Source organism: Streptomyces sp. SAT1, from assembly GCF_001654495.1.
Taxonomy (GTDB): Bacteria; Actinomycetota; Actinomycetes; order Streptomycetales; family Streptomycetaceae; genus Streptomyces; species Streptomyces andamanensis.
In genome coordinates, this window is the sequence record NZ_CP015849.1 from 6074298 (window position 1) to 6089000 (window position 14703).

Consider the following 14703-nt stretch of genomic DNA (forward strand, 5'->3'; position numbering starts at 1 on the left):
GCGTACGCCTTCCGCGTCATCCCGGGCTTCGGCGACAGCTGTCCCGATGTGTCAGGGCCGGTGAGTGTTGTCGCCGAGCCAGGCCAGGACCTGGCCGGCATGCCTGTCCGGAGGGAAGATCGGGTAGAAGACGTGCTCGATCACGCTGTCCTCGATGATCAGGGTGAGCCGCCTGTAGAGCGTCTGCCCGCCGGTGGTGAACGTGGGGAGGTCCAGTGCCCGAGCCAGGCTCCGTGCGGGGTCGGACAGCATCCGGAAGGGCAGGCGGAGCCGCTCGATGACCTCGCGCTGGTAGTCGCCGTCCTGACCGGAGAGGCCGTACACCCGGGCGGCGCCGGCTGCGAGCAGGTCCTGGTGGTGGTCACGGAAGCCGCACGCCTCGGCGGTGCAGCCACGGGCGCCGGGGATGGAGTTCCAGCCCTCGGGCAGATCGGTGCCGGGGCGGCCCGTGAGCGGGTAGACGTAGAGCACCGTGCGGCCCGCGCCCAGCGCGTCGAGGCTGACGGTGGCGCCGTCGGTGGCACGGAGTTCCAGCCGCGGCATCCGCGCCCCGCGCAGGTGGTCGGCGGCCCCGTCGTCCTCGGGAACGGGCAGGCCGGCGGGCAGGCGCGTGTAATCGGTCATCGGTTCCTCTCCTTCGGTCGGTGACAGGCGGCTGTTGCGGTGGGCGGCCCGGTGCAGGTGCGTCACCAGCGCCGCCCGGCGGGCGGTGAGGCCCTCGATCCGCCGCGTGAGCTCGTCGATGGCGTCCCGGTACCCGGCCAGCGCGGCCGGGCAGTCGTCCGCGTGCCGGTGCCCCAGGGCCAGGCACTCCAGGAACGGCCGTGTCGCCTCGACGGGGATGCCGAGGAGACTCAGCGCCCGGATCTCTCGCGCGAGCCGTACGTCGTGCTCGCCGTAGTCCCGATAGCCGTTGGCCAGCCGCACCGGCGCGAGCAGCCCCAGCGATTCGTAGTAGCGCACCGCCTTGGTCGTCACACCCGCCCGCCGGGCCAGTTCTCCGATCCGCATGCCTCTCACCTCGAAGAACGCTAAACCTTGCCCTTGAGGGTAAGGTCAAGCGCCCGCGCCCGAGGCGTCCTCCCCGGCTGTTACGCTCGGTCACTATGCGCACCGCACGCCGCAGACCGGGGACGAGGGGTGTACCGCCATGCTGACCGAGGTCACCGCCACCCGCTATCTCGCGCCGCTGCGCTCGGGTGGTTCGGTGCCGGGGATCGTCGAGGCCGACGACCTCGGGACGTACGTCGTCAAGTTCACCGGCTCCGCGCAGGGGCGCAAGGCGCTGGTCGCCGAGGTGATCGTCGGGGAACTGGCGCGTGCGCTCGGGCTGCGGTTCCCGGAGCTGGTGCTGGTGCACTTCGATCCGGCCATCGCCGCGCACGAGCCGTACCAGGAGGTGCGGGAGCTGCACGGGGCGAGCGCGGGGGTCAACCTGGGGATGGACTATCTGCCGGGGGCGCGGGACTTCACCCCGGAGGTGGCGCGGACGTTCCCGGTGGATCCGCTGGAGGCGGGGCGGATCGTCTGGCTGGACGCGCTGACCGCGAACGTCGACCGGACGGTCCACAGCTCCAATCTGATGGTCTGGCCGACCCTCGGGGTCGCGCCGCCGCGCCTGTGGCTCATCGATCACGGCGCCGCGCTGGTCTTCCACCACCGCTGGGACCTGACGGCACCGGGCAAGGCGTACGACTTCCGGCACCACGCGCTCGGCCGGTACGCGCCCGATGTGCGCGCGGCCGACGCCGAGCTGGCCCCGCGGGTGACCGAGGAGCTGCTGCGCGAGGTCGTCGCCCAGGTGCCGGACGGCTGGCTGCGGGACGAGCCGGGGTTCCGCGCGCCCGAGGAGGTGCGCGAGACCTACGTCCGGCATCTGCACGCGCGCGTGCGGGCCTCCGCGTCCTGGCTGCCCACGGACTTCCCCGGGCACGACGAGCTGGCCGCCGAGGAGGCCCGGCGCGCGGCGCGCGCGCAGCGGGGGCGGCCGGACTGGCTCAAGCGGGTCCCTGACCTGCACGGCAAGCCGGCCGCGGAGCGAGACTGGTCCGTGCACCTGGGGCGCGAGGACTGAGGAGAGGGCCGATGCGAGGCGAACGGCCGTACGGCCCGGCGGGGGGTATCGCCTCCGGGCCGTACGGCCGTGACGCCGCCGCCGGTCAGCCCTTGAGCTGCTGGTAGGCGGGCAGGGTCAGGAAGTCCGCGTAGTCCTCGTCGAGGGAGACCTGGAGCAGCAGGTCGTGGGCCTGCTTCCAGTGACCGGCGGCGAAGGCGTCGTCGCCGATCTCCGCGCGGATGTTCTCCAACTCCTCGGCGGCGACCTTGCGGGCCAGCTCGGGCGTGGCCTTCTCGCCGTTCTCGAACTCGACGCCCGCGTTGATCCACTGCCAGATCTGCGAGCGGGAGATCTCGGCGGTGGCCGCGTCCTCCATCAGGTTGAAGATGGCCACCGCGCCGAGGCCGCGCAGCCACGCCTCGATGTAACGGATGCCCACCTGCACGGCGTTGACCAGGCCCGGGTAGGTCGGCTTGGCGTCGAGCGAGTCGACCGCGATCAGGTCGGCCGCCTCGACGTGCACGTCCTCGCGCAGCCGGTCCTTCTGGTTCGGCCGGTCGCCGAGCACCTTGTCGAAGGACTCCATGGCGATCGGCACCAGGTCGGGGTGGGCGACCCAGGAGCCGTCGAAGCCGTCGCCGGCCTCGCGGTCCTTGTCGGCGCGGACCTTCTCGAAGGCGACCTTGTTGACCTCGGGGTCCTTGCGGGACGGGATGAACGCCGCCATGCCGCCGATGGCGTGCGCACCGCGCTTGTGGCAGGTGCGCACCAGCAGTTCGGTGTACGCGCGCATGAACGGGGCGGTCATCGTCACCGCGTTGCGGTCGGGCAGGACGAACTTCTCGCCGCCGTCACGGAAGTTCTTGACGATGGAGAACAGGTAGTCCCAGCGGCCGGCGTTCAACCCGGAGGCGTGGTCGCGCAGTTCGTAGAGGATCTCCTCCATCTCGTACGCGGCCGTGATCGTCTCGATCAGCACGGTGGCGCGCACGGTGCCCTGCGGGATGCCGAGCGCGTCCTGGGCGAAGACGAAGATCTCGTTCCAGAGGCGGGCCTCCAGGTGCGACTCCGTCTTGGGCAGGTAGAAGTACGGGCCCTTGCCGAGGTCGATCAGGCGCCGCGCGTTGTGGAAGAAGTACAGGCCGAAGTCGACGAGGGCGCCGGGGACCGGCCTGCCGTCGGCGTCGACGAGGTGGCGCTCGTCCAGGTGCCAGCCGCGCGGGCGGGTGACGACGGTGGCGAGTTCGCCGGCCGGGCGCAGCGCGTACGACTTGCCGGACCGCGGGTCGGTGAAGTCGATGCTGCGGGTGTAGGCGTCGATCAGATTGAGCTGGCCGAGGACGACGTTCTCCCAGGTGGGGGCGGAGGCGTCCTCGAAGTCGGCGAGCCAGACCCTGGCGCCCGAGTTGAGGGCGTTGATGGTCATCTTCCGGTCGGTGGGACCGGTGATCTCGACCCGGCGGTCGTCCAGGGCCGCGGGGGCGGGGGCGACCTTCCAGGAGTCGTCCGCGCGGATCGCGGCCGTCTCCGGGAGGAAGTCGAGGGTGGAGGTGCGGGCGATCTCGGCGCGGCGCTCGGCGCGGCGGGCGAGCAGTTCGTCGCGGCGCGGCGTGAACCGCCGGTGCAGCTCCGCCACGAAGGCGAGCGCCGCGTCGGAGAGGACCTCCTCCTGCCGGGGCAGGGGCTCGGCGTCGACGATGGCCAGCGGGGACGGCGCTGGTGCGGACATGAGCTGTCACTTCCTTCAGCGGTGGCACCGGGTGCCAAGGAGTACGAATGGGGCGATTCGCACCCGCTGTGCGGTCGGGTGCTTCTGATCAGTGGATAGTAGTTTCCTTATCGTGGAACTTCAATGGTTTGTTGATGTCGAGATTCTCCGAGTCGAGGGAAGCTGGCGCTCGGTGCCAGCCCGTTCACTCCAGGTGCGCCAGGTCCGCTTCCGTGTCGATGTCGTAGGGCTGCGCCACGTCCGCGCACTCGATCAGGACCATCCGCCCGGCGTGCTCCTTCAGATAGCCGCGTGCCCCCCGGTCGCCGGTGGCACTCGCCGCGATCCCCGCCCAGTGCGCGGCGCCGAAGAGGACCGGATGCCCGCGCACCCCGTCGTACGCCGCCGAGACCAGCGACGTCTCGTCCCGGAACGCCGCCCGCACCCGGGCCGCCGCCACGGCTCCGATCCCGGGCTGGTCCACGAGCGAGACCAGCGCCGCCCGCGCCCCCGAACCCGCGAGCGAATCCAGTCCGGCCCGCAGCGAGGAGCCCATGCCCTGCTCCCAGTCCGCGTTGTCCACGAGCACACAGCCCTCCAGCCGGGCCCGCCGCCGCACCTCGTCCGCCCGCGCGCCCAGCACCACGTGCACCCGCGCGCAGCCCGCCGCGCGCAGCACCCCGACCGCGTGCTCCACCAGCGGCCGGCCCCGGTGGGTGAGCAGTGCCTTGGGCCGGCCGCCGAGCCGCCGGCCGCCGCCGGCCGCCAGGACGAGACCGGCCACCTCGTCATCCGTACGTGTCATACGTCCTGCATACCTGACGGCCCGTCGAACGCGCCGGGCGAGCGAGGCTGAATTTCGGTCCGCACGCTGGCGCACCCCGTTCCGGTGGCGTTTACTGACCCGGGTCCGGGGACTGCGCGCGGCGACGTGCGAGGGGGAGGGCTGTGTTGCGGAGCTTGGAACAGCGGCCGGTGACCGGCGGCAAAGAGGATCCGAGGGTGGTGGGGCTGCGCGCCGCCGTATCCCGTCTGCGTCGTGAACTCGCCGCGCATCCGGGGGAGTTCCCCGACCGCGCGATAGCCGAGGACGAGCTCGCGGCACTCGCCGCGCTCTCGGCGGCGACCGCTCCGGGCATCCCCGAGATTCCCCGGCTGCGCCGCTCCCTGCTGCTGATCGCCGGCTCGATCGGCTCCGTCAGCGCCCTGCGCCCCGGCCTGGCCGAGGTGCGCGCCGCGGTGGACCTGTTCGGACCGCCGCCGCTGCGCTGAGGTACGCGCCCGGGGCGCGCGCCGCACATCGAGGGCTCGCGCGCCGCGTACGCCTGCGGGGCACGTACGCCCGCGCGCCGCGTACGCCTGCGGGTCACCTACGCCTGCGGGCCACGCACGCCTCCGCGCCGCGTACGCCTCCCGGGCGTGTGCGCCGAGGGCCGCCGTCGGGGCCCTCCATCCCCGGGCCCCCGGGGCCCGTGCCTCAGGGCCTGCGCCGCCGTACGAGCCCCTGCTCGGTGGCCGCCGCCACGGCCGCCGTACGGGAGTCGACGCCCAGCTTGGCGTAGACGTGCACCAGATGGGACTTCACCGTGGCCTGGCTCAGGAACAGGCGCTTGCTGATCTCCAGGTTGGACAGGCCGTCGCGGACCAGTTCCAGGACCTCCAGCTCTCGGCGGCTGAGCGCGGCGGCCGGTGTGCGCATCCGGTCCATCAGCCGGTGGGCGACCGCCGGGGCCAGCGCCGAACGCCCGGAGGCGGCGGTGCGCACCGCCGCGGCCAGCTCCTGCGGCGGCGCGTCCTTCAGCAGATAGCCCGCCGCCCCGGCCTCCACCGCCGCCAGGATGTCCGCGTCGGTGTCGTACGTGGTGAGCACCAGGACGCGCGGGGCGCCGGGCCGGGCGGTGATCGCCGCCGTGGCCTCCGCGCCGTGCATCCCCCGCGGGCCGAACTGGAGATCCATCAGCACCACGTCGACCCCGCCCTCGGCGGCCAGCTCCACCGCGCGCTCCGCCGTCGGCGCCTCCGCGACGATCTCGAAGTCGGGCTCGGCGGACAGCACCGCCTTGAGACCGGCGCGGACCACCGGGTGGTCGTCCGCGAGCAGCAGCCGCACGCTCACGCGCCGCCTCCCGTGTCCCGGGCCACCGGCCAGGGCAGGGTGACCGCCACCGCCGTGCCCTGGCCCGGCGCGGACTCCACCGCGAACGTGCCGCCCAGCGCCTCGGCGCGCGAGCGCATCGCGGGCAGCCCGAATCCGCCGTCCGCTCCGGCGCGCGGGGACTCCGTCCGGCGCCCGCCCGCGGCCCCCGCGCCCGCAGCCCCCGCGCCCGCGGCTCCCGCGCCCGCCGGCACCGCGTCCGGCACGAAACCCGTCCCGTCGTCGACGACGTCCAGCGCCACCGCCGTGTCCATGAAGCTCAGCGTGACCTCCGCACGGGCGGCGCGGGCGTGCCGCAGGGTGTTGCCGAGCGCCGACTGTGCGATCCGCAGCAGCGCCACCTCGTACGGAGTGGGCAGCGCCGCCGGGCTGCCGCTCACCGAGAAGCGGACCGCGGGCGGGCCCACCGCGCGCGAGCAGAGCCGTTCCAGCGCGCCGGTGAGTGAGCCGTGCTCCAGGTCGGGCGGGGTCAGGGCGCGGACGAAACGGCGGGCCTCGGCGAGATTGTCCTGCGCGGCACCGCGGGCCTGCTCGATGTGCGCGGCGGCCGGCGAACCGGCGGGCACCTCGCGCTGGGCGGCGCGCAGCAGCAACTGGATGCTGGACAGGCCCTGGGCGAGCGTGTCGTGGATCTCCCGGGCCAGCCGCTCCCGCTCGGCGAGCGTGCCCGCGGCCCGTTCGGCGGCGGCCAGGTCCGCGCGGGTGGCCACCAGCTCCTCGATCAGCTCGCGGCGCCGCTCGCTCTCCCGGTACAGGGCCTCGTAGCCGAGGACCGTGGCCACGGCGACCGCCGCGCCGAGCAGCGGGCCGATGAACACCCCCGCGTTGATCCGCTCCGCGTGTCCGGCGAACCCGGCGATGGCCGCCGCCGCGGTCGCCGCGACCGCGGGCAGGCCCCAGCGCACCGGCAGCAGATGCAGCAGCAGAAAGTACAGCGGGAACGCCGCCCACACGGCCTGGGGGGAGTACGCCAGCAGGACCAGCCAGGCCGCGCCGAGCGCCGCGAGCCACACCGCCGACCGGCGCCGGGAGCGCAGCACGGCGGGCTGGAGCACACCGAAGGCGAACACCGCGCCCGTGCCGAGCGCCGCCGCCACCGTGCCGGGTCCCGTCGCATGGGCCGCGGCGAGCCCGAGCAGCCCCGCGAACAGGGCGTACAGGCACAGGCGCAGGATGACGGCGACGGGGGAGCGGGGGCGGAGGTCCATGGCCCGTCCAGCGTAAGCGGGCCGGGCGCCGCGCCGGTCAACCGAAAGGTGGAAAGACGACTGCTCCCTTCGGACCGGCACGAGCGTGCCCCGGGGCGATGCCCGGCGAGGGGTGCGCGGCCGAGGCTTGGGCACATGTTCGTCGCATGGAGAGACCTCCGGTTCGCCAAGGGGCGGTTCGCCCTGATGGGAGCCGTGGTCGCACTGATCACCCTGCTCGTGGGGCTGCTGTCCGGGCTGACCGCCGGGCTCGCCGAGGAGAACACCTCGGCGGTGAAGGGGCTGCCCGCCGACCATCTCGCCTTCGCCGCGCCGCCGGCCGGGCAGTCGGTGTCGTTCACCGGCTCGTCGCTCGCCCCCGAGGCCGTGGACCGGTGGTCCCGGCGGGTGCCGTACGCCGAACCGGTCGCGATCCGCACCGTCGACGCCACCGCCGAGGCGGGCACGGGCGCGGGCACCGGCGTGGGCGGGCGCAGGGCGGCGCTGGCGGTGTTCGCCGTACGCCCCGCCTCCGGGCTCGCCCCGTCCGGCGTCGCGCCCGGACACGCGGTGCTGTCGACCGGGGCGGCCGCCGCGCTGGGCGCCGGTGCCGGGGACCGGATCCGGCTCGGCGAGCGGTCCTGGACGGTGGCGGCCGTCTCCGGGCGCTCCTCCTACAGCCATGTGCCCGTGGTGTGGACGGCGTGGGACGGCGGCCGGGCGACCGTGATCGCGCTGCGCGCGCACGGCGCCGACCTGGCCGCCGGGGACCGCGCCGCCGGCACCCGCACGCTCACCAGGGACGACGCCCTGACGGCCATCGGCTCCTACCAGGCGGAGAACGGCTCCCTGCAACTGATGCGCGGCTTCCTCTTCGTCATCTCCGCGCTGGTCGTCGGGGCCTTCTTCACGGTGTGGACGATCCAGCGCTCGCCTGACATCGCCGTACTCAAGGCGCTCGGCGCCTCCACCCGCCATCTGCTGGGCGACGCCCTGGGGCAGGCGGTGGTCCTGCTGGCCGCGGGCACCGCGCTGGGCACCGGGCTGGCCTGCCTGGCGGGCGCGCTGGTGCGCGGTGGGACGGTGCCCTTCGTGCTCGACCTGCCCACCGTCCTGGTGCCCGCCGCGGTGATGACCGCCCTCGGTGCGCTGGGCGCGGGACTGTCCGTGCGGCGGATCACCGCCGTCGATCCGCTGACCGCGCTGGGAGGCGTGCGATGAGCCTGCTGCTGGACGACGTGACCCTGACCTACCCCGACGGCGACGGCCGGCTGACCGCGCTGGACCGGGTGAGCCTGGAGGTGCCCGCGGGCACGGTCACGGCCGTGGCCGGGCCCTCCGGATCGGGCAAGTCGAGCCTGCTCGCGGTCGCGGCCACGCTCATCACCCCGGACAGCGGAAGCGTGCGGGTGGCGGGCGTGCCCACCGGGCTGCTGAGCGCCGCCGAGCGGGCCGCACTGCGCCGCCGCGACATCGGGATCGTCTTCCAGCAGCCGAACCTGCTGCCGTCCTTGACGGCGCTGGAGCAGCTGGAGCTGATGGCCCGCCTGGACGGCCGCCGGGCGGCGGGCTCCCGCGCCCGGGACCTGCTGGCCGCGGTCGGCCTCGCCGATCAGGCGCACCGCCGCCCGCACCAGCTCTCCGGCGGCCAGCGGCAGCGGGTGAACATCGCCCGCGCGCTGATGAACGAGCCCTCGGTGCTGCTCGTCGACGAACCCACCAGCGCCCTGGACCAGGAACGCGGCGCGGCCGTCCTCGGCCTGCTGACCCGTCTCACCCGCGACCGGGGCACCGCCACGGTCCTGGTCACCCACGACCGCGCCCACCTCGACGCCGTGGACGCGGTACGGGAGATGCGGGACGGACGGCTCACCGCGGCGGCGGCGACCACCGCCTGAGGGCGTCGGCCCCCGGCGTGGGCGCGGCGGTCCTGGCCGGGTGGCTCAGGCCGCCGGACCGGCGCTGGTCAGTGCCTGGGACAGCTCCGCCGCCACCTGCTGGAGCACCGGGACGATGCGCTCGGTCGCGGCCTCCGTGACCCGGCCGGCCGGGCCCGAGATGGAGATCGCGGCGGCGGTGGGGGAGTCGGGCACGGTGACCGCGAGGCAGCGGACTCCTATCTCCTGCTCGTTGTCGTCCATGGCGTACCCCAGCTCGCGCACGTCCGCCAGGGCCGCGAGGAAGCCCTCGGGGGTGGTGATCGTCTTCTCGGTGGTGGCGGGCATGCCGGTCCGGGCGAGCAGGGCGCGCACCTCGTGGTCCGGGGTGTGCGCCAGCAGTGCCTTGCCCACGCCCGTCGAGTGCGGCAGCACCCGCCGGCCCACCTCGGTGAACATCCGCATCGAGTGCTTGGAGGGCACCTGCGCCACGTACACGATCTCGTCGCCGTCGAGCAGTGCCATGTTCGCCGTCTCGCCGGTCTCGTCGACCAGCCGGGCGAGGTAGGGGCGGGCCCAGGTGCCCAGCAGCCGCGAGGCCGACTCGCCCAGGCGGATCAGCCGGGGGCCGAGCGCGTACCGCCGGTTCGGCTGCTGGCGGACGTAGCCGCAGGCCACGAGCGTGCGCATCAGGCGGTGGATGGTCGGCAGGGGCAGGCCGCTGGCCGCGGACAGCTCGCTGAGGCCCACCTCGCCGCCCGCGTCCGCCATCCGCTCGAGCAGATCGAAGGCGCGCTCGAGGGACTGGACCCCACCGCTCGCGGAGGACTTGGCGGAGTCGGTGGTGCTGGCGCTGGACGTCGGCACGGCGCGTTCCTTTCGGGGCGGGCAGGAAGGGCCAAAGCCTACCCGGGGGCCGGTTGACTCCCTGCCTGTACGGAACTACGTTCTGTCTGTTGGAATTCTAATTCCGCTTTGTGGAAACGTCCAGAGTGCACGCGCCGGCCGGCTGTCCAGCAGTGTGCCTCTTGACGGGGTGAGGGCGGGAGTGAAGACTCCTTCAACAGAACGTTGAAGTCCGTTACATGGGTGTAAATGGGCGTATTTCACCTGCCTATCCCTGTACCCGTGCGTCTGTAGTCACGTTTGTCGTCACGTTTGTCGTCACGTCTGTGTTCTCACGTGTCCACGGCTCCGCGCGTCCGCGGACCGGCGGCGCCGCGCGACCCGCCCCCCGGGCCCGCGGCGGCGGCGAAGAGCCGGCAAAGAGACGAGAAGAGACGAGAAGAGAGGGGTCCCGGTGTCCGACGCCGAACTGGTGCTGCGCTCGACACGAGTCATTACGCCCGAGGGGACGCGCGCCGCGTCCGTCGCGGTCACCGGCGGCACGATCACGGCCGTCCTGCCCCATGACGCCGAGGTCCCCGCCGGTGCCCGTCTGGAGGACCTCGGCGACGACGTGCTGCTGCCCGGTCTGGTCGACACCCACGTCCATGTGAACGACCCCGGACGCACCGAGTGGGAGGGCTTCTGGACCGCCACCCGCGCCGCGGCGGCCGGCGGCATCACCACCCTGATCGACATGCCCCTCAACTCCCTGCCGCCCACCACCACCGTGGACAACCTGCGGATCAAGCAGGACGTGGCCCGCGACAAGGCGCACATCGACGTCGGCTTCTGGGGCGGCGCCCTGCCCGGCAACGTCAAGGACCTGCGCCCGCTGCACGACGCCGGAGTCTTCGGCTTCAAGGCGTTCCTCTCGCCCTCCGGCGTGGACGAGTTCCCGCACCTGACCCGGGAGGCGCTGGCCACCTCGCTCGCCGAGACGGCCGGCTTCGGCGGTCTGCTGATCGTGCACGCCGAGGACCCGCACCACCTGGACGCCGCCCCGCAGCACGGCGGCCCCCGGTACACCGACTTCCTCGCCTCCCGGCCGCGCGACGCCGAGGACACCGCCATCGCCACCCTGATCGCCGAGGCGAAGCGGCTGGACGCGCGCGTGCACGTGCTGCACCTCTCCTCCAGCGACGCGCTGCCGCTGATCGCCGAGGCCAGGGCCGAGGGTGTACGGATCACCGTCGAGACCTGCCCGCACTACCTGACCCTGACCGCGGAGGAAGTGCCGGACGGCGCCAGCGAGTTCAAGTGCTGCCCGCCGATCCGCGAGGCCGCCAACCAGGACCTGCTCTGGCAGGCGCTGGCCGACGGCACCATCGACTGCGTCGTCACCGACCACTCGCCCTCCACCGCCGACCTGAAGACCGGCGACTTCGCGACCGCCTGGGGCGGCATCTCCTCCCTCCAGCTCAGCCTGGCCGCCGTCTGGACCGAGGCGCGCGAGCGCGGGTACGGCCTGGAGGACGTCGTACGCTGGATGTCCGCCCGCACCGCCGCCCTCGTCGGTCTCGACCGCAAGGGCGCCATCGAGCCCGGCCGGGACGCCGACTTCGCCGTGCTCGCCCCCGAGGAGACCTTCACCGTCGACCCGGCGGCACTCCAGCACCGCAACCGCGTCACCGCCTACGCGGGCCGCACGCTGCACGGCGTGGTCAGGTCCACCTGGCTGCGCGGTGAACGCATCGTCGCGGACGGCGAGTTCACCGAGCCGAAGGGCCGGCTGCTGACCAGGCCCCACTGAGCCACCTCCCGTACGCGCGGACGCGTGACCCGTTCCCGCACCCGCGCCCCCACCGCACCGGCCGACTCCCGAAAGGAAGCACTGATCACCGTGACGGCGACTCCTCGTTTCACCGGCGACGCGAACCCCTACGGAGGCGGTGACCCGTACGCGGACTACCGCACCGCCGACTTCCCCTTCACCCAGTACGCCAACCTCGCCGACCGCCGGCTCGGCGCCGGTGTCGTCGCCGCCAACGACGAGTTCTTCGCCCAGCGAGAGAACCTGCTGGTGCCCGAGCGCGCCGAGTTCGACCCGGAGCACTTCGGGCACAAGGGCAAGGTCATGGACGGCTGGGAGACCCGCCGCCGCCGCGGTGTGTCCGCCGAGCACCCCTGGCCCACCGAGGACGACCACGACTGGGCGCTGGTCCGCCTCGGCGCGCCCGGCGTCGTGCGCGGTGTCGTCGTCGACACCGCCCACTTCCGCGGCAACTACCCGCAGGCCGTGTCGGTCGAGGGCACCTGCGTGGCGGGCTCGCCCTCCCCGGCGGAACTCCTCGCCGACGACGTCAAGTGGACGACCCTCGTCCCGCGCACCCCGATCGGCGGCCACGCGGCCAACGGCTTCGAGGTCGGCGTCGAGCAGCGCTTCACGCACCTGCGCGTCAACCAGCACCCGGACGGCGGCATCGCGCGGCTGCGCGTGTACGGCGAGGTCGTCCCCGACCCGGCGTGGCTGGCGGCGCTCGGCACCCTCGACGTGGTCGCCCTGGAGAACGGCGGCCGGGTCGAGGACGCCTCCAACCTCTTCTACTCGCCCGCCACCAACACCATCCAGCCGGGCCGCTCCCGCAAGATGGACGACGGCTGGGAGACCCGGCGCCGCCGCGACCAGGGCAACGACTGGATCCGCTACCGGCTGGTCGCCCGGTCCGAGATCCGCGCCCTGGAGATCGACACCGCCTACCTCAAGGGCAACAGCGCGGGCTGGGCCTCGGTGTCCGTCAAGGACGGCGAGGACGGCGAGTGGCGCGAGGTGCTGCCGCGCACCCGCTGCCAGCCCGACACCAACCACCGCTTCGTCCTGCCCGAGCCCGTCGTCGGCACGCACGCGCGCGTGGACATCTTCCCGGACGGCGGCATCTCCCGGCTGCGCCTGTTCGGTGCGCTGACCGAGGACGGCGCCGCGGGCCTGGCCGCCCGCCACCAGGAGCTGGGCGGCTGACCCGCCCCGCTCCGGCCCGCGGCGGCGGGGCGCACCGGCCCGACAGCACCGGTGCGCCCCGCCGCCCGAGGGGGCCTCGGCTCACGCGGCGTGCCCGCCGTCCACCGCGAACTCCGCGCCGGTGACATAGGCCGCGTCGGCTCCCGCGAGGAACGCGACCATGGACGCCACCTCGTCGGCGGTGCCGAAGCGGCCCAGCGCCGTCATGGCCGCCTGGCCGGGGGCGAGCGGCCCGTCGGCCGGGTTCATGTCGGTGTCGATCGGACCCGGGTGGACGAGGTTCGCGGTGATCGCGCGCGGTCCCAACTCCCGGGCGAACGCCTTGGTCAGACCGATAAGGGCGGACTTGCCGGTCGCGTAGAGGGTGCCGCCGGGCCCCGGCACGCGCTGGGTCATGCAGGTGCCGATGGTGATGATCCGGCCGCCGTCCGCCATCCGTACGGCGGCGGCGCGGCAGGCCAGGAAGACGGCACGCACGTTCACCGCGAGCACCCGGTCCACATCGGCGAGCGAGAGGCTCTCCACCGGGCCCAGCACGCCCACGCCCGCGTTGTTCACCAGCACGTCGAGGGTGCCCAGTGCGTCGGCCGCGCGGTCGACCACGGCCGACGCCTGCGCCGGGTCGGCCGCGTCCGCGCGCAGCGCCACCGCCCGCCGTCCGAGTCCCCGTACGGTCCGGACCACCTCGTCCGCCGCGTCCTTGCCGTTCACATAGGTGAGCGCCACATCGGCGCCCGCGCGGGCCAGCCGCACCGCCGTCGCCGCGCCGATGCCACGGCTGCCGCCGGTCACGAGCGCCACCCTGCCGTCGAGGGGCCACCGCGAAGCCTCGGTAGCAGAAGCTCTTGAAGCCGGGGAAGCCGTCGCGGCCGCAGAAGCAGCAGAAGCAGTGGGCGTGGTCGCAGAACCAGCAGGAGAAGCAGAAGCTGTCGAAGTCATGCCCCCATCCCAGCCGCCGGACCGCCCCGGCGCTGGCGGCCTTCGGACGCCGACGTGCCGGGTGAAAGGCACCCCGGAAGGCTACGGAAGGCGCCCGGAAGGCAACGGAAGGACCCCGCAAGGGCGGCTCGCATGAACGTCCCGGGAACACCTGACCGCCTTCGGCCGACGTCCGGTGAATTCACCGGACGTGCCGGGAAGCTCCACAGTCTTGTCATTGACATGCCACTGTCTACGCGCGTCATCATGAGGCATGAGATTCCCCCCACGCATGACCCGCATCGGCGCCGCAGGCGCCCTCCTGTCCGCCCTCCTCGTGGGCGGCACCGTCTCCGCCGCCGCCCCGGCCGGCGCCGCCACGGCCTCGGTCGGCAGCATCTGCTACGGCGAGCTGCCCTCCCAGGCGCACCACACGCTCGACCTGATCGACCAGGGCGGGCCCTTCCCCTACGACCAGGACGGCGTCGTCTTCCAGAACCGCGAAGGCGTCCTGCCCAGCCGGTCCAGCGGCTACTACCACGAGTACACCGTCGTCACCCCCGGTTCCCCCACCCGCGGCGCGCGACGGATCGTCACCGGTGAGAAGAACCAGGAGGACTACTACACCGCCGACCACTACGCGACGTTCGACCTGGTCGACTTCGGCTGCTGAGCACGGCCCGCACGGCCGCCGCCGCAGAGCCGCGGTGCCTCACCGCCCGCGGCCCTCGGCGGCGGCGAACAGGGCGCAGCCCAGCACGATCAGCACGAAGCTCGCGAACACCTCGTAGCCATGGAGAAAGGACAGGCGCTGCACCATGCCCACGTGCCAGTGGGTGAAATCCTGCACGAAACCCAGTACGCCCTGCGCCACGGCGACGAACCCGGCGACCTCCAGAACCTTCTTCATGGAAGCGAGCCTCCCCCCGCCGGACCCCCGCGCGCATCGGCCGCGGGG

Annotated in this window: 15 protein-coding genes; 7 read left to right on the forward strand and 8 right to left on the reverse strand. The window is 73.7% G+C overall.

Translation table 11 applies throughout. The annotated features are described in order from the left end of the window. Positions 1-51 precede the first annotated feature (51 nt). Positions 52-1011, reverse strand: coding sequence for a MerR family transcriptional regulator (locus A8713_RS26035; protein ID WP_064535974.1), 960 nt, complete (start codon positions 1009-1011; stop codon positions 52-54). 139 nt (positions 1012-1150) lie between these two features. Here A8713_RS26035 and A8713_RS26040 point away from each other — a divergent pair, with 139 nt between their 5' ends. Next, positions 1151-2074: a HipA family kinase gene (locus tag A8713_RS26040; RefSeq protein ID WP_064535975.1), complete on the forward strand. Its 924-nt coding sequence runs from the start codon at positions 1151-1153 to the stop codon at positions 2072-2074. 85 nt (positions 2075-2159) lie between these two features. On the opposite strand, the gene aceB is transcribed toward A8713_RS26040, so the two are convergent. After that, positions 2160-3785, reverse strand: coding sequence for a malate synthase A (gene aceB, locus A8713_RS26045; protein ID WP_064535976.1), 1626 nt, complete (start codon positions 3783-3785; stop codon positions 2160-2162). Positions 3786-3969: 184 nt separating this feature from the next. Continuing rightward, positions 3970-4569 (reverse strand): nucleotidyltransferase family protein, encoded by a 600-nt coding sequence (locus tag A8713_RS26050; protein ID WP_064535977.1) that lies wholly within the window; start codon positions 4567-4569, stop codon positions 3970-3972. Between the two features lie 170 nt (positions 4570-4739). On the opposite strand from A8713_RS26050, the gene A8713_RS26055 reads away from it, so the two are divergent. Then, a complete protein-coding gene (locus A8713_RS26055; RefSeq protein ID WP_173860907.1) occupies positions 4740-5036 on the forward strand; it encodes a DUF5955 family protein in 297 nt (98 codons plus the stop codon). Between the two features lie 205 nt (positions 5037-5241). On the opposite strand, the gene A8713_RS26060 is transcribed toward A8713_RS26055, so the two are convergent. Further along, positions 5242-5880 (reverse strand): response regulator, encoded by a 639-nt coding sequence (locus A8713_RS26060; RefSeq protein ID WP_064535979.1) that lies wholly within the window; start codon positions 5878-5880, stop codon positions 5242-5244. Beyond that, the gene (locus A8713_RS26065; protein WP_064535980.1) at positions 5877-7127 is read right to left on the reverse strand and encodes a sensor histidine kinase; all 1251 of its coding nucleotides are present in this window, start codon (positions 7125-7127) and stop codon (positions 5877-5879) included. Before A8713_RS26065 ends, A8713_RS26060 begins: the two co-directional genes overlap by 4 nt. A gap of 135 nt (positions 7128-7262) precedes the next feature. On the opposite strand from A8713_RS26065, the gene A8713_RS26070 reads away from it, so the two are divergent. Together A8713_RS26070 and A8713_RS26075 are read left to right on the forward strand one after the other, a co-directional pair. Then, positions 7263-8327: an ABC transporter permease gene (locus A8713_RS26070; protein ID WP_064535981.1), complete on the forward strand. Its 1065-nt coding sequence runs from the start codon at positions 7263-7265 to the stop codon at positions 8325-8327. After that, positions 8324-9004 (forward strand): ABC transporter ATP-binding protein, encoded by a 681-nt coding sequence (locus tag A8713_RS26075; RefSeq protein ID WP_064535982.1) that lies wholly within the window; start codon positions 8324-8326, stop codon positions 9002-9004. Before A8713_RS26070 ends, A8713_RS26075 begins: the two co-directional genes overlap by 4 nt. 45 nt (positions 9005-9049) lie before the next feature. Here the strand turns inward: A8713_RS26075 and A8713_RS26080 are convergent, their stop codons facing one another. Further along, positions 9050-9850: an IclR family transcriptional regulator gene (locus tag A8713_RS26080; protein ID WP_064535983.1), complete on the reverse strand. Its 801-nt coding sequence runs from the start codon at positions 9848-9850 to the stop codon at positions 9050-9052. A 433-nt stretch (positions 9851-10283) separates the two neighbouring features. Here A8713_RS26080 and allB point away from each other — a divergent pair, with 433 nt between their 5' ends. Beyond that, positions 10284-11621 (forward strand): allantoinase AllB, encoded by a 1338-nt coding sequence (gene allB / locus A8713_RS26085; protein ID WP_064535984.1) that lies wholly within the window; start codon positions 10284-10286, stop codon positions 11619-11621. 90 nt (positions 11622-11711) lie between these two features. After that, entirely contained in the window at positions 11712-12827 is a 1116-nt protein-coding gene (gene alc / locus A8713_RS26090) for an allantoicase (protein ID WP_064537719.1), read from the forward strand. Between the two features lie 81 nt (positions 12828-12908). Here the strand turns inward: alc and A8713_RS26095 are convergent, their stop codons facing one another. Beyond that, on the reverse strand, positions 12909-13628 hold the full coding sequence (locus tag A8713_RS26095) for an SDR family oxidoreductase (RefSeq protein ID WP_064535985.1): 720 nt from the start codon (positions 13626-13628) through the stop codon (positions 12909-12911). 391 nt (positions 13629-14019) lie between these two features. Between A8713_RS26095 and A8713_RS26100 the strand changes: the two genes are divergently transcribed. Beyond that, on the forward strand, positions 14020-14418 hold the full coding sequence (locus A8713_RS26100) for a ribonuclease domain-containing protein (RefSeq protein WP_064535986.1): 399 nt from the start codon (positions 14020-14022) through the stop codon (positions 14416-14418). 39 nt (positions 14419-14457) lie between these two features. Here the strand turns inward: A8713_RS26100 and A8713_RS26105 are convergent, their stop codons facing one another. After that, positions 14458-14655 carry a hypothetical protein gene (locus tag A8713_RS26105; RefSeq protein WP_064535987.1) on the reverse strand — a complete coding sequence of 66 codons (198 nt, stop codon included), beginning with the start codon at positions 14653-14655 and terminating at the stop codon, positions 14458-14460. Positions 14656-14703: the final 48 nt, after the last annotated feature.

Bases quoted from the DNA above. Each gene is read 5' to 3' on its own strand.
- A8713_RS26035 (WP_064535974.1), bottom strand. From the start codon at position 1,011: ATGCGGATCGGAGAACTGGCCCGGCGGGCGGGTGTGACGACCAAGGCG.
- A8713_RS26040 (WP_064535975.1), top strand. From the start codon at position 1,151: ATGCTGACCGAGGTCACCGCCACCCGCTATCTCGCGCCGCTGCGCTCG.
- aceB (WP_064535976.1), bottom strand. From the start codon at position 3,785: ATGTCCGCACCAGCGCCGTCCCCGCTGGCCATCGTCGACGCCGAGCCC.
- A8713_RS26050 (WP_064535977.1), bottom strand. From the start codon at position 4,569: ATGACACGTACGGATGACGAGGTGGCCGGTCTCGTCCTGGCGGCCGGC.
- A8713_RS26065 (WP_064535980.1), bottom strand. From the start codon at position 7,127: ATGGACCTCCGCCCCCGCTCCCCCGTCGCCGTCATCCTGCGCCTGTGC.
- A8713_RS26070 (WP_064535981.1), top strand. From the start codon at position 7,263: ATGTTCGTCGCATGGAGAGACCTCCGGTTCGCCAAGGGGCGGTTCGCC.
- A8713_RS26075 (WP_064535982.1), top strand. From the start codon at position 8,324: ATGAGCCTGCTGCTGGACGACGTGACCCTGACCTACCCCGACGGCGAC.
- A8713_RS26100 (WP_064535986.1), top strand. From the start codon at position 14,020: ATGAGATTCCCCCCACGCATGACCCGCATCGGCGCCGCAGGCGCCCTC.
- A8713_RS26105 (WP_064535987.1), bottom strand. From the start codon at position 14,655: ATGAAGAAGGTTCTGGAGGTCGCCGGGTTCGTCGCCGTGGCGCAGGGC.